This window comes from Priestia sp. TRM10 (assembly GCF_057808375.1).
This window is the reverse complement of the sequence record NZ_JBJZOT010000012.1, coordinates 38,055-61,624: the sequence shown is the minus strand read 5'-3', so window position 1 is coordinate 61,624 and position 23,570 is coordinate 38,055. Positions and strand designations below refer to the sequence as shown.

Annotated in this window: 24 protein-coding genes and 1 pseudogene; 14 read left to right on the top strand and 11 right to left on the bottom strand. The window is 35.0% G+C overall.

The window, feature by feature from the left end; all coding sequences use genetic code 11:
• Window positions 1–284: 284 nt before the first annotated feature.
• Window positions 285–827, bottom strand: a complete 543-nt coding sequence (locus ACK3CR_RS10950) for a recombinase family protein (RefSeq protein ID WP_488975389.1) — start codon at window positions 825–827, stop codon at window positions 285–287.
• Window positions 828–1,284: 457 nt separating this feature from the next.
• On the opposite strand from ACK3CR_RS10950, the gene ACK3CR_RS10945 reads away from it, so the two are divergent.
• The 3 genes from ACK3CR_RS10945 (at window position 1,285) to ACK3CR_RS10935 (ending at window position 4,537) form a co-directional block, all read left to right on the top strand.
• Window positions 1,285–2,751, top strand: coding sequence for a SulP family inorganic anion transporter (locus ACK3CR_RS10945; protein WP_488975388.1), 1,467 nt, complete (start codon window positions 1,285–1,287; stop codon window positions 2,749–2,751).
• 14 nt (window positions 2,752–2,765) lie between these two features.
• The gene (locus tag ACK3CR_RS10940) at window positions 2,766–3,173 is read left to right on the top strand and encodes a universal stress protein (protein ID WP_488975387.1); all 408 of its coding nucleotides are present in this window, start codon (window positions 2,766–2,768) and stop codon (window positions 3,171–3,173) included.
• 86 nt (window positions 3,174–3,259) lie between these two features.
• Entirely contained in the window at window positions 3,260–4,537 is a 1,278-nt protein-coding gene (locus tag ACK3CR_RS10935) for an MFS transporter (RefSeq protein WP_488975386.1), read from the top strand.
• Window positions 4,538–5,143: 606 nt separating this feature from the next.
• Here the strand turns inward: ACK3CR_RS10935 and ACK3CR_RS10930 are convergent.
• From ACK3CR_RS10930 to ACK3CR_RS10920, 3 genes are read right to left on the bottom strand one after another with little or no spacing between them, the layout of a single operon-like run.
• Window positions 5,144–5,578, bottom strand: coding sequence for an ArsI/CadI family heavy metal resistance metalloenzyme (locus tag ACK3CR_RS10930; RefSeq protein ID WP_488975385.1), 435 nt, complete (start codon window positions 5,576–5,578; stop codon window positions 5,144–5,146).
• A gap of 49 nt (window positions 5,579–5,627) precedes the next feature.
• Complete coding sequence (locus ACK3CR_RS10925; protein ID WP_488975384.1) at window positions 5,628–5,957, bottom strand: ArsR/SmtB family transcription factor; 330 nt, start codon at window positions 5,955–5,957, stop codon at window positions 5,628–5,630.
• 30 nt (window positions 5,958–5,987) lie between these two features.
• On the bottom strand, window positions 5,988–6,185 hold the full coding sequence (locus tag ACK3CR_RS10920) for a hypothetical protein (protein WP_488975383.1): 198 nt from the start codon (window positions 6,183–6,185) through the stop codon (window positions 5,988–5,990).
• A 177-nt stretch (window positions 6,186–6,362) separates the two neighbouring features.
• Here ACK3CR_RS10920 and ACK3CR_RS10915 point away from each other — a divergent pair, with 177 nt between their 5' ends.
• The 3 genes from ACK3CR_RS10915 to arsC are packed head-to-tail and all read left to right on the top strand — an operon-like array spanning window position 6,363 to window position 8,469.
• A complete protein-coding gene (locus ACK3CR_RS10915; protein WP_488975382.1) occupies window positions 6,363–6,713 on the top strand; it encodes an ArsR/SmtB family transcription factor in 351 nt (116 codons plus the stop codon).
• A 12-nt stretch (window positions 6,714–6,725) separates the two neighbouring features.
• A complete protein-coding gene (locus ACK3CR_RS10910) occupies window positions 6,726–8,024 on the top strand; it encodes an arsenic transporter (RefSeq protein ID WP_488975381.1) in 1,299 nt (432 codons plus the stop codon).
• Window positions 8,025–8,046: 22 nt separating this feature from the next.
• Window positions 8,047–8,469, top strand: coding sequence for an arsenate reductase (thioredoxin) (gene arsC / locus ACK3CR_RS10905; RefSeq protein WP_488975380.1), 423 nt, complete (start codon window positions 8,047–8,049; stop codon window positions 8,467–8,469).
• Window positions 8,470–9,314: 845 nt separating this feature from the next.
• On the opposite strand, the gene ACK3CR_RS10900 is transcribed toward arsC, so the two are convergent.
• Window positions 9,315–10,061 carry an SDR family NAD(P)-dependent oxidoreductase gene (locus ACK3CR_RS10900; RefSeq protein WP_488975379.1) on the bottom strand — a complete coding sequence of 249 codons (747 nt, stop codon included), beginning with the start codon at window positions 10,059–10,061 and terminating at the stop codon, window positions 9,315–9,317.
• A 168-nt stretch (window positions 10,062–10,229) separates the two neighbouring features.
• On the opposite strand from ACK3CR_RS10900, the gene ACK3CR_RS10895 reads away from it, so the two are divergent.
• The 8 genes from ACK3CR_RS10895 to ACK3CR_RS10860 all read left to right on the top strand — a co-directional run bounded on the left by ACK3CR_RS10895 (window position 10,230) and on the right by ACK3CR_RS10860 (window position 17,312).
• On the top strand, window positions 10,230–10,589 hold the full coding sequence (locus ACK3CR_RS10895; protein ID WP_050614601.1) for a winged helix-turn-helix transcriptional regulator: 360 nt from the start codon (window positions 10,230–10,232) through the stop codon (window positions 10,587–10,589).
• Between the two features lie 399 nt (window positions 10,590–10,988).
• A complete protein-coding gene (locus ACK3CR_RS10890; RefSeq protein ID WP_488975378.1) occupies window positions 10,989–11,813 on the top strand; it encodes an STAS domain-containing protein in 825 nt (274 codons plus the stop codon).
• A gap of 1,056 nt (window positions 11,814–12,869) precedes the next feature.
• Window positions 12,870–13,034, top strand: coding sequence for a sporulation histidine kinase inhibitor Sda (gene sda / locus ACK3CR_RS10885; RefSeq protein ID WP_410914548.1), 165 nt, complete (start codon window positions 12,870–12,872; stop codon window positions 13,032–13,034).
• A 310-nt stretch (window positions 13,035–13,344) separates the two neighbouring features.
• Window positions 13,345–14,370, top strand: coding sequence for a DUF3231 family protein (locus tag ACK3CR_RS10880; protein WP_488975377.1), 1,026 nt, complete (start codon window positions 13,345–13,347; stop codon window positions 14,368–14,370).
• Between the two features lie 146 nt (window positions 14,371–14,516).
• On the top strand, window positions 14,517–14,978 hold the full coding sequence (locus ACK3CR_RS10875; RefSeq protein WP_488975376.1) for a hypothetical protein: 462 nt from the start codon (window positions 14,517–14,519) through the stop codon (window positions 14,976–14,978).
• Between the two features lie 139 nt (window positions 14,979–15,117).
• Window positions 15,118–16,167: a DUF3231 family protein gene (locus ACK3CR_RS10870; protein ID WP_488975375.1), complete on the top strand. Its 1,050-nt coding sequence runs from the start codon at window positions 15,118–15,120 to the stop codon at window positions 16,165–16,167.
• 75 nt (window positions 16,168–16,242) lie between these two features.
• Complete coding sequence (locus ACK3CR_RS10865; RefSeq protein WP_488975373.1) at window positions 16,243–16,713, top strand: hypothetical protein; 471 nt, start codon at window positions 16,243–16,245, stop codon at window positions 16,711–16,713.
• Between the two features lie 143 nt (window positions 16,714–16,856).
• The gene (locus ACK3CR_RS10860) at window positions 16,857–17,312 is read left to right on the top strand and encodes a hypothetical protein (protein ID WP_488975446.1); all 456 of its coding nucleotides are present in this window, start codon (window positions 16,857–16,859) and stop codon (window positions 17,310–17,312) included.
• Between the two features lie 156 nt (window positions 17,313–17,468).
• Here ACK3CR_RS10860 and ACK3CR_RS10855 read toward each other — a convergent pair.
• The 6 genes and pseudogenes from ACK3CR_RS10855 to ACK3CR_RS10830 all read right to left on the bottom strand — a co-directional run.
• Window positions 17,469–17,714: pseudogene (locus ACK3CR_RS10855) on the bottom strand (IS3 family transposase); the annotation flags it as partial.
• Between the two features lie 526 nt (window positions 17,715–18,240).
• Window positions 18,241–19,338: a GerAB/ArcD/ProY family transporter gene (locus ACK3CR_RS10850; protein WP_488975372.1), complete on the bottom strand. Its 1,098-nt coding sequence runs from the start codon at window positions 19,336–19,338 to the stop codon at window positions 18,241–18,243.
• Between the two features lie 27 nt (window positions 19,339–19,365).
• Window positions 19,366–19,491: a hypothetical protein gene (locus tag ACK3CR_RS10845; RefSeq protein WP_488975371.1), complete on the bottom strand. Its 126-nt coding sequence runs from the start codon at window positions 19,489–19,491 to the stop codon at window positions 19,366–19,368.
• Window positions 19,492–19,518: 27 nt separating this feature from the next.
• Window positions 19,519–20,616: a GerAB/ArcD/ProY family transporter gene (locus ACK3CR_RS10840; RefSeq protein ID WP_488975445.1), complete on the bottom strand. Its 1,098-nt coding sequence runs from the start codon at window positions 20,614–20,616 to the stop codon at window positions 19,519–19,521.
• Window positions 20,617–20,642: 26 nt separating this feature from the next.
• Window positions 20,643–21,872 (bottom strand): Ger(x)C family spore germination protein, encoded by a 1,230-nt coding sequence (locus ACK3CR_RS10835; protein ID WP_488975370.1) that lies wholly within the window; start codon window positions 21,870–21,872, stop codon window positions 20,643–20,645.
• Window positions 21,862–23,484, bottom strand: a complete 1,623-nt coding sequence (locus ACK3CR_RS10830) for a spore germination protein (protein ID WP_488975369.1) — start codon at window positions 23,482–23,484, stop codon at window positions 21,862–21,864. Before ACK3CR_RS10830 ends, ACK3CR_RS10835 begins: the two co-directional genes overlap by 11 nt.
• Window positions 23,485–23,570 lie beyond the last annotated feature (86 nt).

Below are 23,570 nucleotides of genomic sequence, written 5' to 3'. Positions count from 1 at the left end.
TTTAAATGCAGATTGATTACTATTGATATCGAAATCTCTATACTTTTTACATAGGAATAGCGCCCCATTAATGGGGCGCTATTTTTGTATAAAAAGATCCGTGAAAAAGGTTGCTACCTATAAAACGTGTTATGTTAACAAAGTTATAGTTATGAAATACATAGAGATAAAACTAAGGGATTTGAAATGAAATAAAAGTCCATAAATATTATGGACTTTTATTTTCTAAACTCTAGTTCCTATTGAATAATATATAGCAGATATGGGAGTTGAAAAGTAAGTAATTAGTTGTCTAGGTAACGATATAATGTTGTTTTACTAATCCCTGTAGCTTCTGTAATTTGAGAAATCTTATATTTCTTACTCCAATACATTTCAAGAGCACGATGAACGTTATAATCTGGTTTCTTTGGACGTCCACTATTTTTCCCTTTTTGCTTAGCTTCTTTTAAACCAGCTCTGGTACGTTCACTAATGACATCATGTTGAAACTCCCCCATACGTTTCATCATATCGAAGAAAATTTTCCCTTCCGAGGTTGACGTATCTACATTATCCAGAATGGATACAAAGTTAATGTTATGGTCAGAAAAGTATTCAATTAATTCAATGAGATGTCTCGTAGAGTCCGCAATGCAATAGAATTTATAGACCATTACGGTATCCCCTTCATTTACATTCCCTAACATATCATCAAATTCCACACGTTTATTGATCGAGTTCGTTTTTTCTTCATATATTTTTTCACAATGACGCTCTTTTAAAGCGTTCAATTGCTTATTTACATTCTCATCGTCACGATATGGACGAGTATAGCCAATGATCACTAAACCATCTCCTATAAGGAAGTTTTCTTTGCATTTTATTATTGTAACAAATTATCGATACCGTTAACATTTGTTTTATTGAGAGATTAGGAAATCTAGACAGAACCAAAAAAGAACGTTTTTGGAACTAAAAAATATAGACTTTTACTTTTCTTTCTGTTAAAGTTTTATTTGTTAACAGCGTCCCGACTTCTATGAGAGTTAGAAGTCACTATAAATAAAAATAGAAAGGAGTCTTATGTACCTTAAGAAGATAAGTCATTAGACTACAGTAATTTGCGTAAAAAATAGGAGTATACGTATACTATGGAAAAGGTATAAAAGAGTTCACATATATAAGAATAGTGAGATATACTCTTTTACTTTTTTTATGGTTTTAAAGTACCTAAAAGGGACATTTATGGTACTTTAAAAAGATAATTTTTCCTAATACATTAAGGAAGGTGTTTTGATTCAGATGGTAAAAAAACTAAATAGTGAATGGTTTGGAAATATAAAAGGAGATATCCTTTCAGGTATTGTGGTAGCTCTAGCCCTTATTCCAGAAGCGATTGCTTTTTCTATTATTGCAGGGGTTGATCCTATGGTGGGGCTTTATGCGTCCTTCTGTATTGCCGTTGTGATGGCTTTCGTTGGCGGCAGGCCTGCTATGATCTCAGCTGCTACCGGAGCCATGGCATTACTTATGGTAACGTTAGTAAAAGAGCATGGGATAGAATATTTATTTGCCACAACCATTTTAACAGGTATTATTCAATTAGTCTTTGGGATCTTTAAAATTGCACGTCTTATGAAATTTATTCCCCGGTCTGTTATGGTAGGATTCGTTAATTCATTAGCTATTTTAATTTTTATGGCACAAGTTCCTCACTTTGTAGGCATTTCTACGATGACATATGTATTTGTAGCCATTACATTGGCTATTATCTATATTTTACCACGTTTTACAAAAGCTATACCAGCTCCATTGGTAGCCATTGTTGTCATGACGATTGCAGCTATTGTAGGTGGTTTTCAGTTGAACACAGTAGGTGATTTAGGGGAAATTACACAATCATTACCAATGTTCGCGATTCCTGATATTCCTTTGAATATGGAGACATTATCTATTATCTTTCCTACTGCTTTAGGGTTATCGATTGTCGGACTAACGGAATCCCTATTAACCGCATCAATTGTCGATGATATGACAGATACACCAAGTGATAAGAACAAAGAAAGCCGCGGACAAGGAATTGCCAATATCGTAGCTGGTTTCTTCGGTGGTATGGCTGGTTGTGCGATGATTGGTCAAACGGTTATCAATGTAAAATCTGGGGGAAGAGGACGTTTATCTACATTCGTAGCTGGGGTATTTTTAATGTTTCTTATCTTGGTTCTTGGAGACTGGGTTGTAAAAATTCCAATGGCTGCTTTAGCTGGCGTTATGATTATGGTATCCATTGGGACATTTGACTGGTCTTCCCTTCGTACTTTAACAAAGGTTCCTTTAACAGATACAATTGTCATGCTTGTCACAGTTATTACAGTAGTAGCCACACACGATTTATCTAAAGGGGTTATTGCGGGAGTTATTTTAAGTGCTATCTTCTTTGCAGCTAAAATATCCAAAGTCGAAGTATCGACAAATGAGTCTTCACATAAAAAAGTCTATACCGTTAAAGGACAATTATTCTTTGCGTCTGTTCAAGATTTTGTGGATTCTTTTGCTTTTGAAGGAAAACAAGAACTTATCTTGATTGATTTTTCAGAAGCACATATTTGGGATGATTCGGCTGTCGCAGCGATTGATAAAGTGGTATTGAAGTTAAAAGAACAAACGAATGCTGAAGTAAGACTAACGGGTTTAAATGATGTTAGTAATAAACTACTTCAAAAATTAGCCACGTATAATAACCCAAATGCACGACCATCTAATCATTGATAGGGGGACAATGTATGTATAAAAACATTTTATTAGCTGTAGATGGCTCAGAGCACTCTAAAAGGGCTGCTGCACATGCGATACAGTTAGCTAAGCTAGTTACTGATGCTGAAGTAGAAATTATTTCAGTCATTGATCTTTCTAAGGTGAAGACAGAGGTTTTGCACAGCGAATTGAAACAGAAGAGACAGCAAGGTTTAGCTGAAATAGAAAACTTGTTTAAACAAGAAAATGTAACATGCAAGTTAACGATTGAACGCGGTGAACCAGGTCCAACGATTGTATCGTATGCCAACAAACATGCATTTGATATGATGATTATTGGAAGCCGTGGGTTAAATGCACTTCAAGGAATGGTCTTAGGAAGCGTCAGTCATAAAGTGGCTAAAAGAGTAGATTGTCCTGTCATGATTATTAAATAGATTACGATTAAGATACAAAATAACCGGTTTTTCTTATAAAAGAAGGATCGGTTTTCTTTTTATTACTTAAATGGGGATGAAATGTAATGGAAAAAGGGATGGGAAGACAGGTTCCATTTTATTATGGATGGATTATTGTATTTATTTCAGCAATGGGAGTATTTTTATCAGGCCCTGGACAAACATATTCTAATTCTATATTTATTGATTATTATATTGAGAATTTTGGTTGGTCTCGTTCTCAAGTCTCAAGTATTTATTCTATGGCTACCTTAGTAGCAGGATTATTAATGATTTTCATCGGAAAAATTGTAGATCAGTTGGGACAACGGAGAATGACAGTCATTGTAGGAATCGTTTTTGGTCTTGCTTGTTTATTTAATAGCCTAGTGACTAATATATGGATGTTAGCGATTGGATTCTTTCTTATTCGCTTATTTGGTCAAGGGAGTATGACGTTGCTTCCCAATACTTTAGTTCCGCAATGGTTTATTTCAAAAAGAGGTAGAGCCATGAGTTTTATGGCTATTGGAAGTTTTGCAAGTGCTACACTATTTCCTATCATAAATATGTGGATAATTGATACTTGGAATTGGCAAGTCACTTGGCAATTCTGGGGTGTTGTATTGCTCATTTTCTTTGTTCCTATTGCTTTAATAGGAATTCGAAATCGGCCAGAGGATATCGGACTATTACCAGACGGTGCAAATCAACATCATAGGGATAAAAACCCTAACCATGTTATTCAATCGTCTCCACACGTAAGTGAAGAGGATTGGACATTACAGCAAGCTATGAAAACCAAAACGTTTTGGCTATTATTAGTATGTATCGGTATTCCTGCTATGGTGAATACAGGAATCACTTTTCACCTCTTATCTATATTTGGAGAACAAAAACTTTCTCCTTCTGTGGCTGCTATGGTTCTTAGCTTAATGGCGATAGTGGGGTTTCCTGTATCTTTTGTTTCAGGGTTTATTTTGGAAAAAGTAAAAACCAATATTTTATTAGCTGTAATTTTCATTATAGAAATCATCTTTTTATTTCTTCTTTTAGTAACTAAGAACGTTCCATTAGCTATACTTTTCGGGATTATATGGGGAATAGCAAATGGTTTAGAGAGAATTACATTAAATATCATCTGGTCTAACTACTTTGGGAGGAAATATATAGGTAGTATTAATGGAATTGCTATGGCCGTTATGGTTATAGGGTCATCTTTAGGCCCATTACCTTTAGGGATAGGTTTTGATGTATTTCATAGCTATACCCTCATTCTTTTATTTTTAGCTATTTTTCCGGTTATCGGTGTCATGTGCGCTTTACTTGCGAAGAAACCCTTAAAACAAACGTATTCTGAATAAGCACTAAAACTCATATAAAGAAAAAGCGTAAATTTGTTGTTACTTAACAGATTTGCGCTTTTATTCCTTCTGATAACTTACGTTATGGTGATTAATTAATATTGAATTTCCTATGATAAAAAGAAATTCTTTGCCTAGCATTAACAAAGGGTTTTTACATATGGGGGAATACCTGAGCAGTATGGGCAGTTTTGTAGATTGATATACACACGTATGTTTATATATCTTACCTCTTGTTAAATGTACGACAAGGGTGGTTGTGGTAGGGGTGGGGATATTTTCCATTTGAAAATACAGTATAAAAACGAGATAGAAAGAAATCATTTTAGGTGAAAGGAAAGTAAATTATCGACAAGGGGATTTGTGGAAAATGTAGGGAATACTCCTACAAGCCTATAGTAGTTATTGTAATGAAAGTACACAGATATAGGCTCAAATTTTGCGATTATTTTCTGTTTTGCCTATCATACGTCACTAAATACAAAAATCAAGTCATATAATATAGGTTATGTTAACTAAAAAATTACATATTATAAAGCAAAACAGAGCTCCCAAACCAAGGAAGCTCTATTTTTTAAGATGTTATCCTCTTTTAATAAAAATATATTAACAACATGAGGTGTTAGAAGGCTCAGCTTTATTAGATTCTGCGGAATCTTCAACTTTGTGTACTTCACTGTCTGATTTAGTATAAAAGAACTCCCATTCGTTACCGTCAGGATCTGTTACCCAAAATTTATCTTGAACAGCATAACAACACGTTGTATCCATTTCTTCTCGCGCAAAGAAGCCTTCTTTCTCCAATCGTGTTTTATGCGCTGTAATTTCTTCCTGTGTTTCTACTTGAAAACCAAAATGATTGACTTGATTCCCTTCAACTTTGTTACGCACATTTAAGGTGAAATTTAATCCTGGTTCATCCAATAAGAATTTGGCGTAGTCATCTTTCACCTTCACAGGCCCTACTCCAAAAACTTTTTGATAAAACTCAATAGACGATTCTAAATGAGTAACATTAATCCCTACATGAACATATTTCATTTTTATTCCTCCTATTTAATCAACTTTTTTTGATGTATTGATTAAAAAATTAAGAACATGAACAACCGTCGGTATTTTCTTTTCGAAATAGGCAGCAAAGTTCTTCGGACAACACGTGATTGACCTCTTTATGATTTAAGTCATAATAACTCCATGTTCCTTTGGTTTCTTTTGTAATCAGATTAGCGTCTAATAAAATCTTCAAATGATAAGAGAGTTTCGATTGCGCCATCTCGAAGTGATCGGTTAAATCACATACACAGGTCTGCCCTCTTTGACAAAGCTCATACATAATCTCTAATCTCTTTTGGTCAGCAAGAGCTTTAAATTTCTTCTCATATTGCTCAAATGTTGGATTCATATCCTTTACTGTTTCCATTAGCATCCCTCTTTATCAACTTTTTTTGATTTAATGATTAAAACTTTGATACGCTTTTTCAAAGTTCCCATATGTAATCGGCCCTCTAGATATAGGGTTTTGATTAAAGAAACGATGAAAGATAAAATGCTTGGCTTCTTCTTTCTCTATCCGTTGTGTATTCATAATAAGTTGAAAATAAGATTGAAAGTACGCTACCGATAAGTTTCCAGAGTTATTGACGATCATCTTATAGCCCTCACCTTCTCTTAATCAAATTTTCTTGATGAATCTATAATACCTGAAAAATTAACCAAAAGCAAACATTAAATTAAGAAAATTTGATGAAATAAAAAAGAAGATTTTAGCTTGAATACATAAGCTTATAATTATATAATGATTTTGTTATAAGAAAGGGGTGTAGTGATGATCGTAAAAACCACTATTGATATGGAGAATGCTGCTCAAATCCTCAAGTTATTATCAGACAAGAGAAGATTGTCTATGATGAGGTTATTGCAGCATCATGAATGTTGTGTATGTGAATTAGTCGAAATTTATGGAGCGAGTCAGCCAGCCATTAGTCAGCATTTACGAAAACTCCGAGATTCTGGGGTTGTAAAGGAAAGAAGAAAAGGTCAATGGATCTTTTACTCGATTAACAAGGAAAGTGAATATTATGAATTTGTTTCTGTGATACTTGATAGATTGCCTAGTCAAGATCAAAAGTTAACGGATTTAGAAAATCAAGGGTTGCGCATTAATTGTTGTGAATAGGAGGTATAAACATTGCTATCTATTGTCCTTGCATCGTTGATTTTCCTCTTCACCTTAATTTTAGTCATTTGGCAACCTAAAAATTTATCCATTGGATGGTCAGCCTGTGGAGGAGCTGTTTTAGCTTTACTTGTAGGTGTAGTTGATTTTCAAGATGTTATAGATGTAACAGGAATCGTATGGAATGCTACTTTAACGTTTATTGCTGTTATTATTATTTCTTTAATTTTAGATGAAATAGGTTTCTTTGAATGGGCGGCCTTACATATGGCGAGAGCTGCTCGTGGAAATGGTGTTCGAATGTTTGTTTATGTTTCTCTTCTTGGAGCCGTCGTGGCTGCATTATTTGCGAATGATGGAGCCGCATTGATTCTAACACCCATTGTATTAGCTATGGTACGAGCATTAAAATTTGAAGATCATATGGTCTTTCCTTTTATTATGGCAAGTGGTTTTATTGCGGATACTACGTCATTACCCCTTGTTGTTAGTAACTTAGTCAATATAGTATCAGCTGACTTCTTCGGAATTAGTTTCTCTGAGTTTGCTTCACGCATGATCGTACCGGATTTATTTGCTCTGTTCGCTAGCATCATGGTGTTGTATCTCTACTTCCGTCGAAATATACCCAAGACATACAATGTAGCTGATTTACAAAAACCACGTGATGCCATTAAGGATGAGAAGATGTTCCGATTATCTGGAATTGTGCTTATGGTTTTAGTACTAGGCTACTTTATTGGAGAATTCTTTAATATACCGGTTTCTATTATTGCTGGTATTATTGCCATCTTATTCTTACTAATGGCTAGAAAGAGCTCAGCTGTACAAACGAAAAAGGTATTACAAGGAGCTCCGTGGGCCATTGTTTTCTTCTCTATTGGTATGTATGTAGTGGTCTATGGACTACGAAATGTTGGTTTAACAGAAGTATTAGCGAATGTCATTCAAGCAACGGCTGATCATGGATTGTTTGCAGCTACCATGGGTATGGGATTCATTGCAGCTATCCTATCATCCATTATGAATAACATGCCAACGGTCATGATTGATGCCTTAGCTATTGATGCTACTTCTGCAACAGGGACCATTAAAGAAGCCTTAATTTATGCGAATGTAATCGGTTCGGATTTAGGACCAAAAATTACGCCAATTGGTTCTCTAGCAACCCTTTTATGGCTTCATGTTCTTTCAACTAAAGGAGTCAAGATTTCTTGGGGAACCTACTTTAAAACCGGTATTATCTTAACCATTCCAACATTGTTTATTACACTCGTTGGTTTATATATTTGGTTACTTATTATTTCATAACACATCAAAGGAGATTTGACACATGTCTAAAAAAACACTTTATTTCTTATGTACAGGAAACTCCTGCCGTAGTCAAATGGCAGAAGGTTGGGCAAAAAAATATTTAGATTCTAATGAATGGAATGTATATAGCGCTGGCATTGAAGCGCATGGTCTTAATCCCAATGCGGTTAAAGCGATGAAAGAAGCTGATATCGATATTTCAGATCAAACCTCTGATATCATTGATCCTGAAATCCTAAACAATGCAGATTTAGTGGTGACTCTATGCGGAGATGCAGCTGATAAATGTCCGATGACACCTCCTCACGTAAAACGTGAACATTGGGGGTTCGATGATCCAGCAAAAGCAGAAGGAACAGATGAAGAGAAATGGGCCTTCTTCCAGCGTGTACGTGATGAAATTGCAGAACGTATTCAACGTTTCTCAGAAACAGGTAAATAATTAATAAAAAAGCAGCCTATTAATACCTAGGCTGCTTTTTTTATTATTCATAAATATGAAAACAACAGTCCGTAAAAGTACACTTTTACGGACGTCCTCTTTGCGAACTATCTGTTTATATTCACCTTTTATGGATTATAAAGTTAATTAATGGATGTTATCATTATAAGCCTTCGTATCAGGAAAAAAGACCCAAACCACTTTGTTAAATAGGTTTGTGCTTTTTTCTACTGTTAACATGTTTTATATAAAGTAGAATTAAATGCTTCCTACATATAAATATTTTGAAAGGAGTCATTTAATGAATCTTCCTCCTGGAGTAACAGGCTTCTATAGTTCAATAACTGATAAACCGCAGGAAATATTTAGTATACTAAATGTATTTTTTAGAAACCTAAGTATTAAATGTTTCTATATGAACTATGATAAGACGAATGATCTATTCCAAAAAATAGTGTACAAATGCATGCTTTAAACTAAGTCATCTTAATATTTCTCAATTTTAAATGAGAATTAGGCTTTTTATATGGGAATTTCCTTAACGTTAAGCTAAATAGAGCATAAAAAAATCGATTCCTTTACAACGTTTAGGAACCGATTTTTTAATTTGGTGTATTAAACTAAAGCCCCCGTTACTTTAAGTACATTTATCCACAAAGTAATCTTTTTTACAGGTCGTTTAGTGGTAGCCCCAGGAAAATGCGAATTTACAACGTTAATCAAATTCAAACATAAAAAAGTCGAATTCCCTGTCCTTTAAGGAAAACGACTTGTTTATACGACTTCTTCAAGTAAATCCCCATTAACCTTTTTTGGGGACTATTTGTAATCTCTGCGCAGTGAAATTATACCTGTGCTAGCCCGCCATCTACGAACAATTCAACACCCGTCAAGTAACTGCTTTCGTCTGAAGCAAGGAAAGATACAGCGTTTGCTACTTCTTCAGGTGTCCCAACTTTTCCAGCTGGAACAGTATTTCTGCTATTTTCCATTACTCCTTCAAGTGCATCACCAAAAAGCTCATCGTATGCAGGTGTAAGAATACTTCCTGGACTAACCACATTTACACGGATTTCAGTACCTTTTAGGTCAAGAATCCAATTGCGAACTAGTGCTCTTAATGCTGCTTTAGATGCTCCATATACACTAAACGCTGGGTTGCCAATTGATCCAGCAGTAGAGCCCGTTACAATAATAGAACCTACTTTGTCCGGGAATAGTGATAACGCTTTTTGAACAGTAAAGATGGTGCCTTTAACGTTAATGTCGAACGTTCTATCAACCTGCTCTTCAGTAATTTCACCTAATGGAAGGAAGTTGCCGGTGCCTGCATTAGCAAAAAGAATGTCCAACTTACCTTTTTCCTGCTTTATAATGTCATATAGTTTGTCTAAGTCTTCAAGCTTAGAAATATCACCTTGAACACCGGTTACGTTCTTGCCAATTTGGTTAACAGCTTTATCAAGTTCGTTTTGTCTACGTCCTGTGATATAAACATATGCACCTTCGTTTACAAATTTTTGTGCTGTAGCAAGACCAATCCCACTTGTTCCACCCGTTACAAGCGCTATTTTACCTTCAAATTTACCCATACTTAACACTCCTTTAGAATTAATTTTATTTTATGTCTAGTACCTTTAAGTACTTGAAGAACAACTTACAAGATATAGTATCCTTCAGTAAGCACATTATCGGAAGTACCCACTTTTTTGTGATATAGTAACTAAAAAGTAATAAATGTGGAATGGAGAGCTTTAGACATGAAAAAATTTAGCTGTGGGTTTGAAGTGACAAAGGAAGTTATTGGAGGAAAATGGAAAGGCCTTGTATTATACTTTTTAATGAATGGACCAAAGAGAACGAGTGAATTAAAGCGCATTATCCCAAATATAACTCAGAAAATGCTGATTCAAACACTTAGAGAGCTTGAAGCCAGTGGACTTGTGAGCAGAAAGATGTATAATCAAGTACCGCCGAAGGTTGAATATTCATCCACTGAACTTGGAGAATCTCTTAAACCTATATTGCAGGAGCTCTGTCAATGGGGAGGCCATTATGCGGAGCAAGAGTATGCAGAAGGTGAATATGAAATTGTACAACCAGAACAAGTTTCATATTAAAGATAATATAATTTCATAGAGATCTAAAGGTATTAGTCATCTTAATCAATACCTTCAGAATAAGGTTTAGGAATACTTGAACGCACTATCAAGATATAATATACATAATGTAATACAGCATTACCTAAAAGAAATTTCAATCATTTAAATTAAGGGATGATTTGGAATAGTATTCAATTGAAAATCCTGTTGTCAGAACCTTTTATTAGTATAGGAGCATATTAAAATTGGTAGTATTTTTTATACTTAAGTTACGTTGCCGAATTACAGAATTACCGTAAGGTTATTCCAACTCCCTCCACATAGTTGTCATATAATCTACCTTAATTATATTATAAAAATAAGGTCCTACATTATAGTTCATAAGTTGGATGATTTATTTTGAAAGGAGTATGTTAAATGAGGAATGGTAGTCATGATATTCAAGATATGATTCACTATGTTAAGGATAAGAGAGAAGTTTTTCAACAGAAGTTGTTATCAGAAGCCGTAAATGTAGCAGAGGTTATTCACGATATTCTAAGACAAGGTAATATTGATCTCTTAAAGAATGCTGAAAAATTAGTCGTTTATATCTTAGAAAACAACCACCAAGATATTGTTGCATTCGCAAAACAGGAAGGGGTTGCCTGGGCGCAGCATTCCCTTACTTTAGCATTTAAGCTTGAATGGGTTCAGGCGATAAGAAGAACATTATGGAAAACCATTTATGAATACCAATCTGAATTCAACTTACCTAGCATTAGGAAAGATTTTTTTGAGTTAGAGGAACAAATTAATAACAACATTGATCAGTTTCTAAACACCTTTTTCCTAAGATATTCTGACTTTAAAGACGAATTAATCTATAGGCAAAGAAAAAATGTGGAACATCTATCTGTACCAATTATCCCTATTAGTCCTACTGTTGCCATTCTCCCTTTAATAGGAATCATTGATTCGCATCGTATGGACATCATTGAAGAAAAAGTACTGAATGATATTGCAAGAACTCGTATTCATACGTTAATCATGGATTTATCAGGTATTACCGATATGGATGAGGTCGTTATCGATCATTTTCATAAAGTACTGGAGGGTATTACTATGATGGGATGTGAAACGGTTATAACCGGATTGAGACCGGAACTGGTAAGAGAGATGATTCACCTTGGCATTAATTTCAATCAAAAGGCTGTAACCAAAGGAACACTACAGCAATCTTTAAAGGACTATTTACTGTAACATTTAATCACTTACTTTGGAGTTACAATGTCGATAAAAAGTTATGCTATTAAAAAATGAAATACAATGCTTTATCTCAAATAAATTTGGATGTCAGATACAGTCTGAAAATAGAAAAACCTACTGCTTAAAGGTGAACTGCACACCGATTGTTAGATTGTATCTAACAATCGGTGTGCAGTTCACCATGTACAGTAGGTTTTTCTGTTACAAAATGAGATGTCTTAGGGGTGCTACATCATATCTTGAGTAGTTTGCTCAAGATATAAAATTTTATAAATAAAATGCTGTTTTTAGGATAAGAATGTTTGTGAAATAAAACGCTATGAACTTTGTTTAATCGGAATGTTAATCGTTCCTTGGTTTTCGCTTTCACTCCTAGGAAAACAAACATTTAAAAAGTTTTTCCTATCTTCTTTAGGTATTAATCTTTTAGCATTAGGAGAAAGCTTTATAGCTCATAAAAAAGTTATTTGGGTTTTATAGAAGGCTTCATCCTAAGCTTTTAGGGGACATACCACTTATATTTGGACATTTTATAGTGAGAAGTCTATGGATTTTCAAATTCATCTATGGTCATTTTTTTAGCTATATGGTCACTAATATAACGGTGGATTCCTTTTTTGTATACATAGTGATGGATTGGTTTAAAAAGATAGGTTATGGCTCCCTTATTCGATTAAGGACATACCAATTTCATTACATTATATACTAATGGGTACTGGGCAGTCTTTGTTATGGGGATGATTATTATTTATAGAAGGTTTCCGGTCATTTCATACAAGCTACTAGTAAAAAAAGTAAAATGAAGATGCTAACCATAAGAAGACTTTTCTTCATATCCCATCCCTCCTTTAAGACTTATCATCCCTCATAATTTCAAAAAAATTAAAAAGCGTGTAAATCTAAATATAAACAAAAATAAAAAGCGCAAACTTGTTGTTATTGAACCATGAGTTTATTGGATAAAAAGTGTTGTATATTAACTGAATAGGCGTTTAATGATAAAACTAACGAACTGCATACCGTTAATATCTATAAAGGTGATGGAAAATAATGATGTCCCCGTGGTTTTTTACGCCAAATAATGTGTTGATAAGATTGTACCATCAGGTGGTTGAGCAAGATCTCAATGATGAACTTAGACAAATCATTTATGACGAAATCAAAAGAAGAAACTTAAGATTGAATAAACCGACTTATCTTAAAAGAATTAAGTAAGAATAAATATTACTTCATATTAAATAAACCAGTGTTCGTTACTTTTATTTTCTTATGCCTCCTTTTATGCCGATTTAAAAAAGAGAGGTTTAGAGGTATCCTTCTCTTCAAAATGCCTCAATTGCGGTGTTTTATGAAATTTCCTTTTATTATGTACTCTGTGTTCAGAATATCTATCATTTCTATCCATAAATTAAAATATGACAGAAGCCAAAGGAAAATTCTTTCCCTGGCTTCTGTCATATTATCCAGTTTTTAAACAAAGAATATATTCATCCCATAAAAAATATTCTTTGGAGGTTCATCCACTATGACTGAATATCAAGCAAAATTAACTTCATCTGAAATAGCTTCGATATGGACTAGCTATATGAATGATAGTATGTCCAAATGTGTTTTAGGTTATTTTTTAAAACATGTACAAGATGAAGAAATTAAGTCGATTATCCAATTTTCTTATGATCTTTCATCTACTCATTTAGAAAAATTAACAACGATTTTTCAAAAGGAGCAAATTCCACTTCCAACAGGATTTACTTATGATGACGATGTTAATTTGAATGCCCCTGCTCTTTATACAGATCCTTTTATGCTGATATATATCAATCATATGGCTAAAATCGGGTTACTCGGATATGGGGGATTTATTTCCATGAGTGCTAGAGAGGATATGAGGGCTTATTACAGAGAAGGTTTAAACGAAACATCAGAACTATACGAGCGTAGCTCAAAAGTGGCTCTTTCAAAAGGATTATTTGTTAGAGCGCCTTATATTCCTTATCCAACTCAAACCGATTATGTAGACGCTAGAGAATATCTAAGTGGATTTTCTATTTTTAGTAAACAGAGACCTTTAAATGCTGTGGAAATATCACATTTATTCATGAATATCCAAACCAACATTATGGGCACAAAGTTAGCCATTAGTTTTGCTCAAACCTCACCAAGAGAAAGAATTCAAAAATGGATGTTAAGAGGTCGGGATATTTCCAAAAAGCATGTGGATATCTTTACAAAAATTCTTCTTGAAAATGATATACAACCACCTGTTTCATCAGATGTTGCCATTACCAATTCAACAACACCGCCATTTTCGGATAAATTAACGATGTTTCATATGGCTTTTATGAGTGCCGCAGGATCAGGAAATTATGCCACGGCAGCAGCTGCGAGTCAAAGAAACGATCTGATTTTAAATTATGAACGATTAGCGCTTGAAATTGCTCTATATGCTAAAGATGGAGCCGAGCTCATGATTGATCATGCCTGGATGGAGCAACCCCCTCCAACAATAGATAAAGAACAACTAACCAATAAAAAAGATACGATGAAATAATTCAGCTACAAAAACCTTTAATTGAAAACTCTTTTCTATCCTGCTAATAAACACCCTGGAAACTAAGAGTAAGCTTGAATAACTTTGTATTCGATTGAAACAATAAAATTGAATGATGATGGAAAAGGATTGGAGGGTTTGGCTTTATGACAGCAAAAATTATTTTATTTATTTTTTTAATCCTCCCTTGGTTTACTTTGTTCTTTGCTAGCTCAACGACAATAAAAAGGTTTATGCCTGTCACCATTTTTACTTGTTTCTTAATGACAATTATCTTTCAAATCGCCTATATATATAACTGGTGGGTTATCGAAGCGTATATTGTCCCATGGGGATATATGACTGACGTAAGCTTTGCCTATGGGATTTTCGCAGTTGGAACCTTTTGGATCTTTAGATTAACATCCCATAATTTTTTATGGTATACCGTTGTCAATTTGATTATGGATATTGTGATGAGTTTTATCATGTTGCCCTTATTAAGTTTATTAGGTGTTGCGAAATATAAGAATATTACGTTTTGGCAATATGCATTAGTCATTTATGGACTTTCCTTTGTGATTTACTTTTATCACATATGGCAGAAGAAGATTTTTTCAACAGATTAATCCTCTATATCAATAGGAGAAGAAAATGACCGTTTCAGCAGTCTTTTCATTGCCGTTATAAATTAAAGTTCAGATTTGTTAGAATTAATTTTTTTCCAAGGGTTATCATAAGCAAAAATGCGGGAAAAGGAGATTGGTTATGACCACCGATAAAGATTTAAATCCAATGAATGTGTTAAAACCACTCAATATAAATCCAAAAATATCAGACGAGACTCAATCTTTAACGTCTTTTGAAATGGGTAAACTTTGGGCTACCTATATGGGAAACAGTATGTCCATTCAAATTTTAAGTTATTTTCTTCAACATTGCGAGGATGAAGATATTAGGTTTCTATTGGAAAATGGTTTAGCCTTATCAAAGGATTTCACACAGAGGATAGAGGGAGTTTTTAAAAATGAAAGTTTTCCTATCCCTATTGGATTTACTAAAGATGATGTAAATCTTGGAGCTCCCCGTTTATACGCAGATGAATTTTACGTTCACTATTTAAAATATGCTGCTAAGGCAGGTATGAGTCTTTACGCAGTAGCCGTTCCATTGGTCATGCGGGAAGATATAAGGGAGTTTTTTATTTATTGTAATCAATGTACGACCATCTTTTTAGGACAAATTAATAGTGTTTTAATGAACAAAAAATTCATTGCGCAACCTCCTATCATTCCCACACCAGATGGAATTGATAAAATTGATAAACAAAGTTACTTAAAGGGTTTTATGGGAGATATCCGACCATTACAGGCATTAGAAATCATACATCTTTGGGATAATATTGAGAATAACGTAACAAGTATGACATTACTATCGGGATTTCATCAGATCGTTCAAGATCAAAAGATAAAGGCTTTGTTTAAACGGGGTTTAGACATGACTGATAAATCGCTAAAGCAGTATAAGGAAAAACTTCATATTGAGCACATTCAATCACCGGCGTACCTAAACCATTTGGTTACAACCTCTACATATCCACCTTTTTCCGACAAAATTATGCTGTTCCATAAAGTAGATATGTTTGCCATGAAGATAAGGTCATTCGGAAACTCACTGGCGGTAACAGCAAGAAGAGATATTGATTTCTTATATATAAGAACTCTTATGAACATTGGCCTATTTGTTGACGACGGTATCAATATCTTAATTGATAAAGGTTGGTTGGAATCACCGCCAAAAGCGTATGACAGGATTTAAGATATAATTGGAACAGCTTGAACAACTTCCAATTGAAAGCTAGTCGAAAATAATTTTAAAAAGGAATAGAGCGATGTGGCGAACAATAAAGAAGCATTGTTATGGAGTATTGCACTCCCAGGATTCGGTCAATTTCTAAATGGTAAACTTATAAAAGGTATTGTGTTTGTGTTTTTAGAATTTCTAATTAATGTTAAAGGTCATTTTAACATCATAATTATTTTAAGTTTTCAGGGAGACATAAAAGAAGCGATTGAACAAGCTGATTATCAATGGTTACTGTTTTATCCATGTTTATACTTCTTTGCCATGTGGGATGCTTGTAAAGATGCAGGTGGCGGGAAAGGAAAATATTCTTTTTTACCTTTTGTATTTTGTGCTTATTTTGTGACTGTTGGATGTATATACTCTTCACATTTTAGGCTCTTTGGGCTCCTGATTGGGCCCGTTTGGCTCCCAATACTTCTTGTCGTTCCTGGTATAGTTACCGGAGTATTATTAGGTAAATTTATTACAAGTCTCCATAAAAGGTCTAATGTGCCATAAGACTGAAAAGTAAGCCATATTACTTCCTGATAGTGAGAAGATATAAATACAATATAAGAAGAGGTTTATATTCAATTCTTTCGCTGTGAGCCGAAGATATGAGATGTCTGAAGAGACGTTACTTTTTGAAAAGGATTTTTACTATGATAGGTCTTCTATTAGCTATTACTCTTTTTAATACGGTAGCCTTTACAACCAATACACGATTAACACGAAATCAAATCGTACATCTTTGGATGTTTACTATAGCCCTTCAAGGACTTGTTGACCTATATGTAGCTGGAAAATATGATGGGTATTGGTACTTTTCTCAAGCGATTGATTTGAAGTCCATTCTTGCATTGACTATATTGATTCCACCTGTAAATATGATGTTTCTAAATGGATACCCGTTTGGTTCCTCTCTTTGTAAACGAATGATATATGTAGGTTGCTGGTCTATAGGTATACTGCTTTATGAAGCCATCGCTTTGTTATCTGAACCATGGGGATATTTTCATCATGGGTGGTGGAGATTACGGTATTCCTTGTTCGTCTATCCCTTTTTACTTATTATGGTGGTGTGCTATTACAAATGGATTCGTAAAATTGAAAAGTGATACAAAAAAGAGCCAGTTCATTATAACTGAATGGATATGCTCTTTTTCACTTCCTGAAAGCAACATTATATGAACTAAAAATAACTATCTTATACAGAGTAAAAACAGAAAAACTACTGCTTGGAGTGAAGTGAACCCACAAAGTTAGAGGTTTATTTAAGCAGCTGATGAGGATTGAATTCTGCATTCTACAGGAATCAATCCTTTTAGTTTGGTTTTAGTTCTTTTGTGAATGTAATAGAAAATATAAGACTCTAATTCTTGTTTAAAATGCTCTATACTATTAAACTCTTGAAGATAAAACAACTCTGATTTTAATAAACCGAAGAAGTTTTCTATCCCCGCGTTATCTAAATATTTACGCTTACGAGACATACTTTGGATAATATTATGTTCCTTCAATCAATGCTGAGATCATATCATTTGATAATGCCAACCTTAATCTGAATACAGAATAGTATTTTTTAGATAGTTATTCGTGTTTAAAAGCAAAACAAAAATTGATTTTTGAGAGTGAAAAATCATTCTGATATTGAATTATTATTTCTATTAGTAGCTTCTCTCCCTAATCATAACTAAATTTCAAAGAAGAAAGTTCGGTAGTTATTTTAGCAATCAAATATTCCTGTGAACTACTGTTTATTTATTTTCTTCAATTTAAAGTATGCATACGTGCTTAAAGTAATGGTAACCAGTACTAAACAGGTAAGTGGGAAAAGGACAGTGTTAACGAAATGATCATAAAACCAAGTATACATAAAAATCACCTCATCGTTTGTATAAAGAGAATGGTATTTTTTTAATTGTATCCCGGACACCTAATTATTGGAAAGTTTATTTATTATAAACCTTTCTACATTTTGTTTATTATCATTAGTTTAAATCCTAAATTCACCAATAATAATTTCGTTTTCGACAAAAAGAGTCATTATTCTCTCTTCTTCCTATTTTTCAAGAAAGCAACAAGAAGAAGAAGGAGAGGAAGGAGCACGAAGAGAGGAATATGTAGAACAAAAATTGCTATCTTCAGTCCCTCACGGATATGTTCTTGGTAATTGCTCGCAATCGTGATGGATAAGAAAAGAATAGCTATGCCTAAAGGATACGATAGTCGTGAAGGCGATTCAATTTTAAATAAACTGGCCGTGCCTATGACAGCTGCATAAACCAACACGCTAATCTTAAAAAAAATACCAATTACCAAGGCAATCATAAAAAATACATCAAGACGTTCCAAGAAATCAGCAACCTGGATGCTTTGTACAGTGCTAAGAAGAGGGAATTGTGAACGTGCTGTCAAATCCACCCCAAGCACACTAACATTAATGATCATCGTAATCACCAAATTGATACCACTTAATCCTGTTGCACATAACATGGTTACTTTTGCCTTCTTAGGATTATTTAAATAAGGCAGAATCATTGTAAACACAATAGCTTCTGCAAACGGGAAATATAAAGTTTGAGTAAATGCAATTTTCAAGACCGGTAACATCCCTTCTTCTAGTACCGGTTGTAAGTTAGTAAAATCAATTAAACCAGAACTCACAATGAGAATAAATCCAGCGACCGCAAGGATGTACATCAATATAAAGAGGAGCTCTGCAGAACGCGCTATAACTTCAATTCCTCTTCGAACCATATAAATAATGATAAGCATTAATAAAGCGTTTGCGATAAATAAAGGCGTATCAGGATAGGCGAAAGTTAGTAACATCTCGCCAAAATCACGTAAAATTCTTGATGCATCATACATAAAGTAAAGGATGTAGACAAAGGCAAGTACTGTTCCTATCACTTTCCCTAGAAGTTTTTGCATGTACTCTATAGGCAAGAGGTCGGGATAATACCAATGAAGTTTATAATAGACTAAAAATAGAACTAAACTGCCTACCATTCCACATAGAATCGCAAGCCAAGCATCCTGTTTTGCATCCATGGCAAGGGGTACTAGTAAAGAACTACCGAGTTCAAATAGTACCATTAAAATAAAGAGCTGACTGGCACTAATTTTGGCTTTTTCCATTCACCTTGCCCCTCCTTTTTCTCACTTTTAATTCTCTTTTATGCTCAAAAGCAACGATTTATATTGTGAGCCAGCTGCTTCTCCTTTTCTGTGAGGTATACATTTAATTTTGGAGAGTACGCATCGCTCTATTTCGATTTTAACTCCACTCATATTGTACCCTCCCTCTTATAAACCTTATTATTCTCTTTGCTTCTTCCTGGTTTTAAAAAAAGCAATAAGAAGAAGGAGAGGAGGAATAATACTGAAGAGAGGAATATGAATAAACGGTGCTATTTTTAGCCCTTCATAGAGATGTTCTTGAAAATTACTCGCAATTATAGTAGACAGAAATAGAATGACTATGCCTAAAGGATACGACAGCCGTGAAGGTGATTTAATCTTAAATAAGTTAGCTGTACCTATGACAACTGCATAAAATAACACACTAATCTTAAAGAAAATACCGATTACCATGGAAAGCATAAAAAACACATCAAGACGTTCTAAAAAGTCAGCGACTTGGATACTTTGTACAGTACTAAGAAGAGGGAATTGTGAACGCGCAGTCAGATCCACCCCAAGCACACTTACATTAATAAGCATCGTAATCACCAAGTTGATCCCACTTAATCCGGTTGCACATAACATCGTCACCTTTGCCTTCTTAGGCTCATTCAAATATGGTAAAATCATCGTAAACACAATAGCTTCAGTAAATGGAAAATATAAGGTTTCAGATAATGTAACTTTTAAGGTTGGTATTAGCCCTTCTTCTAGTACAGGTTGCAAGTTGGTAAAATCGATTAAACCCGAGACCACAATCAAAATAAATCCAGAGATCGCTAGGATATACATCAAGATAAAAAGTAGTTCCCCTGATCGAGCTATGACCTCTATTCCTTTTCTGATGGTATAAATAATGACAAGTATTAATAACCCATTCCCAATAAATAAAGGAGTTTCAGGGTAGGCAAAGGTTAACAGCATTTCACCAAAATCGCGTAGAATCCTTGAAGCATCATACATAAAGTAAAGAATGTAGATAAAGGCAAGTACTGTTCCCATCACCTTACCTAAGATTTTTTGCATGTATTCTGTAGGCAGAAGATCAGGATAATACCAATAAAGTTTATAATAGACTAAAAATAGAGCTAAACTGCCTATCATTCCAAGTAAAATCGCCAGCCAGGCATCCTGCTTCGCCCTCATAGCGAGGGGCACTAACATAGCAGTACCCAATTCAAATAAGACCATTAAGATAAAGAGCTGTTTGGCACTAATTTTGGCTTTCTCCATTCCATTCAATTGGTACCTCCTTTGCTTTACTTTTGATTTTCTTTTAAACCTGAAAGAAACGACTTGTTTCGTAAGCCAGCACGACGGATATAGGCCTCCACGGTAATATCTACATCTAATTTCGGAAAATACACATCGCTCCATTCTGATTTTATTTCCTTCCATTCGTTTGGTCTAGAACGGTGGACGGTCGCGCCGAATCCAAGGATATCTGTTTTGTTTTTCTGTGCATGTTTAATAGATTCCTTTAGCTCATCTTCAATTACTTTTCGCAAGGATTTTTCAATTTTTGTAATGACCTTTGGATTGGTGATATCAATAGGTATCTCCATTTCACTGATGTCTCCTTCAACACGCGCATGAATCGAAATGTGAGGGTGACCATTCTTCACTTGGGCAGACACATCTGTTTTTTGACGAATGGTTTGATAGGTTATGGCTTCTTTTTTCCCTTCCCAATCAACGTTAATGGCAGTTTCTTGTATTTTATCTAAAATCCATACCGTTCCTCTTGCTGTTTTTCCATACAGCCAATCCACTAACTTTCCTTGTTTCAAAACAGCAATTCCGGAAGCTCGAAGTGTTGCTTCAGGCACACTGTCTTGAATGTTTTCTAACTTCCCTGCTTGCTTAGAATTCCCCGTCATACGAAATCCAGCTACAACGGTTTCTTCTTTGGAAGATTGAAGTCCTTTCATTACATCTTGAAGTGAAACTTTTACATTTTCTCCCCATTGTCTTTCTGTGAACTCTAAAGTTTTCAGCACTTTATTTGCTGGAATCTTATCAACAGGAGTTAATGTTTTAATCAAATCTGCGGCATTTGAATGGTTAGCAATAACGAGAGTGGAGGTCGTCCGAAATTCAGGATCTCGATCAAACGCATCCATTAATACCTCAATCCCCTCTTCTCTCGCAAGACTTTCCCCAACGATGACTAAGTTTGTATGTGCATAATACAATCGCCGAGAAATTCTGCTTGAAGCCCGTCTGCTTGCTTCGACTAAATTTTTCCCCGAGATAGAATAGACAGTCACAGGGGAATTTTGTGCATCGCCTCCACCGCCTTGCATCCCTCCAGCCACGTTCCCAGGATTGATAACTTGAAGTGTTAAGTTGTATCGTCCATCTTCCACTTTATCTACTCCCACAGCTGCCACAATAGCAAGGTCTGTTAACTCCTTTTTACTCCAACAACTTGTTAATAAGACGGTCATCATTATCATTAATAAAAGAAAAGCCCCTTTACGTTTCATTGTTGTCACCTTCTTCAATATCCCGATTCACCATACCGCGTGATGAAGGAGGATGCGGGTGTTGGTTCTCCCCTTCACGTTTCGTATTTGTACTTATTAATCGAGGTCTTTTTCTAAGAGTCCACCATGGTAATCGTACAATCGTATCTTCATTGTTTGATGGGATAAAGGGGGCCAATGGCGCCATATAGGGAATACCAAATGAGCGTAAACTGCATAAGTGAACGACCAACATAAGAAGGGCTAGAATAATGCCATAGAAACCAAATACCGCTGCACATATCATAAACAAAAAACGGAGTAAACGAACTGAAATGGCCATGGCAAAAGAAGGTATAGCAAAATTAGCAATTGCTGTTAGGGATACAATGATAACCATGGCTGGTGATACAATGCTAGCTTGAACGGCAGCTTGCCCGATAACAAGGGCGCCGACAATCGATACCGCTGAACCAATAGCTTTGGGTAACCGAACCCCTGCTTCTCGCAAGATTTCAAAGGTGACCTCCATGAGAAGCGCTTCTACGAAGGCTGGAAAAGGGACCGCTTCCCTTTGTGCTGCAATCGCTACGATAAGCTGTGTTGGGACCATCTCCTGATGAAACGTTGTCACAGCAACATAAGCAGCTGGTGCGATAAGCGAAATAAGAAACATAACAACACGTAAAAAGCGAATCGATGTTGCAATATCGAAACGAACATAATAGTCCTCGGCTGATTGGAAAAATTGGATAAAGACAGCTGGAGCAATCAGTACGAAGGGCGTTCCATCAACGAAAATCGCAATTCGTCCCTCTAGGAGATTCCCTGCCACGATATCTGGTCTTTCGGTATCGTACATAGTGGGAAATGTAGTTAATGTTTGATCTTCAATAAATTGCTGAATATACCCTGATTCTAAAACACTATCAATATCAATCTTATGTAATCGCTGGCGTATTTCTTTAATGATTTGATCATTCGCAATGCCATGCATGTACATCATAGTTACATCGGTTTGGGTAACACGACCAATCTTCATTGATTCAACCCATAAATCCGGGTTTTTAATAATTCGACGGATCATGGCTATGTTGGTTCCAATAGACTCCGTAAAGGCTTCCTTTGGACCGCGTACTACCATCTGAGTATTTGATTCTGTAATGGCCCGCCTCTCTCCACCTTTTGTATCTACACTCAGTGCCTGGTCTGTTCCATCGACTAGAATAAGGGTATCGCCTGACAATAAGGATAAAAACAGGTCATTCCAAGTATCAATGGATAATACCTTTCCAATTGTGATCATATCTTCAGAAATCAAATCGAATACGTTCTGCTGATTCACTGTTTCTTTATGTTCGTCCTTCATTATGGATTCGAGCAAGAACTCCTGAATAGATTGGTTGTCTACAATTCCTTCTACATAGACAATGGCTATCTTAATATCAAAATTCTCCCCTATTTTTAATTGACGAATCACGACGTCTGAACTGTTTCCTGTTTTCTGTTTAATCGTATCAAGATTAGCCGATAAGGAACGGTATATATTTTTTACTGAATTATTATCAGGTTGATTTTCAGTATTCTGTTGACGGTTTTTTTTTGATTTCTGGTCTTTAAAAAACGAAGGCATAAATCAAGGCACCTTTCCTTTAGTTTCTATTACCTTAACCATACAAGGAATTTTTATGTAAATTTCCACAAAAAATTTGTATCATA

Excerpts from the sequence above, each read along its gene's own strand:
- ACK3CR_RS10920 (WP_488975383.1), bottom strand. The coding sequence starts at position 6,185 with ATGATCGTCAATAACTCTGGAAACTTATCGGTAGCGTACTTTCAATCT.
- ACK3CR_RS10870 (WP_488975375.1), top strand. The coding sequence starts at position 15,118 with ATGACCACCGATAAAGATTTAAATCCAATGAATGTGTTAAAACCACTC.
- ACK3CR_RS10895 (WP_050614601.1), top strand. The coding sequence starts at position 10,230 with ATGAAAAAATTTAGCTGTGGGTTTGAAGTGACAAAGGAAGTTATTGGA.
- ACK3CR_RS10875 (WP_488975376.1), top strand. The coding sequence starts at position 14,517 with ATGACAGCAAAAATTATTTTATTTATTTTTTTAATCCTCCCTTGGTTT.
- ACK3CR_RS10945 (WP_488975388.1), top strand. The coding sequence starts at position 1,285 with ATGGTAAAAAAACTAAATAGTGAATGGTTTGGAAATATAAAAGGAGAT.
- ACK3CR_RS10915 (WP_488975382.1), top strand. The coding sequence starts at position 6,363 with ATGATCGTAAAAACCACTATTGATATGGAGAATGCTGCTCAAATCCTC.
- ACK3CR_RS10900 (WP_488975379.1), bottom strand. The coding sequence starts at position 10,061 with ATGGGTAAATTTGAAGGTAAAATAGCGCTTGTAACGGGTGGAACAAGT.
- ACK3CR_RS10840 (WP_488975445.1), bottom strand. The coding sequence starts at position 20,616 with ATGGAGAAAGCCAAAATTAGTGCCAAACAGCTCTTTATCTTAATGGTC.
- ACK3CR_RS10925 (WP_488975384.1), bottom strand. The coding sequence starts at position 5,957 with ATGGAAACAGTAAAGGATATGAATCCAACATTTGAGCAATATGAGAAG.
- ACK3CR_RS10890 (WP_488975378.1), top strand. The coding sequence starts at position 10,989 with ATGAGGAATGGTAGTCATGATATTCAAGATATGATTCACTATGTTAAG.
- ACK3CR_RS10940 (WP_488975387.1), top strand. The coding sequence starts at position 2,766 with ATGTATAAAAACATTTTATTAGCTGTAGATGGCTCAGAGCACTCTAAA.
- ACK3CR_RS10930 (WP_488975385.1), bottom strand. The coding sequence starts at position 5,578 with ATGAAATATGTTCATGTAGGGATTAATGTTACTCATTTAGAATCGTCT.
- arsC (WP_488975380.1), top strand. The coding sequence starts at position 8,047 with ATGTCTAAAAAAACACTTTATTTCTTATGTACAGGAAACTCCTGCCGT.
- ACK3CR_RS10835 (WP_488975370.1), bottom strand. The coding sequence starts at position 21,872 with ATGAAACGTAAAGGGGCTTTTCTTTTATTAATGATAATGATGACCGTC.
- ACK3CR_RS10880 (WP_488975377.1), top strand. The coding sequence starts at position 13,345 with ATGACTGAATATCAAGCAAAATTAACTTCATCTGAAATAGCTTCGATA.
- ACK3CR_RS10830 (WP_488975369.1), bottom strand. The coding sequence starts at position 23,484 with ATGCCTTCGTTTTTTAAAGACCAGAAATCAAAAAAAAACCGTCAACAG.
- ACK3CR_RS10845 (WP_488975371.1), bottom strand. The coding sequence starts at position 19,491 with ATGAGTGGAGTTAAAATCGAAATAGAGCGATGCGTACTCTCCAAAATT.
- sda (WP_410914548.1), top strand. The coding sequence starts at position 12,870 with ATGATGTCCCCGTGGTTTTTTACGCCAAATAATGTGTTGATAAGATTG.
- ACK3CR_RS10935 (WP_488975386.1), top strand. The coding sequence starts at position 3,260 with ATGGAAAAAGGGATGGGAAGACAGGTTCCATTTTATTATGGATGGATT.
- ACK3CR_RS10860 (WP_488975446.1), top strand. The coding sequence starts at position 16,857 with ATGATAGGTCTTCTATTAGCTATTACTCTTTTTAATACGGTAGCCTTT.
- ACK3CR_RS10850 (WP_488975372.1), bottom strand. The coding sequence starts at position 19,338 with ATGGAAAAAGCCAAAATTAGTGCCAGTCAGCTCTTTATTTTAATGGTA.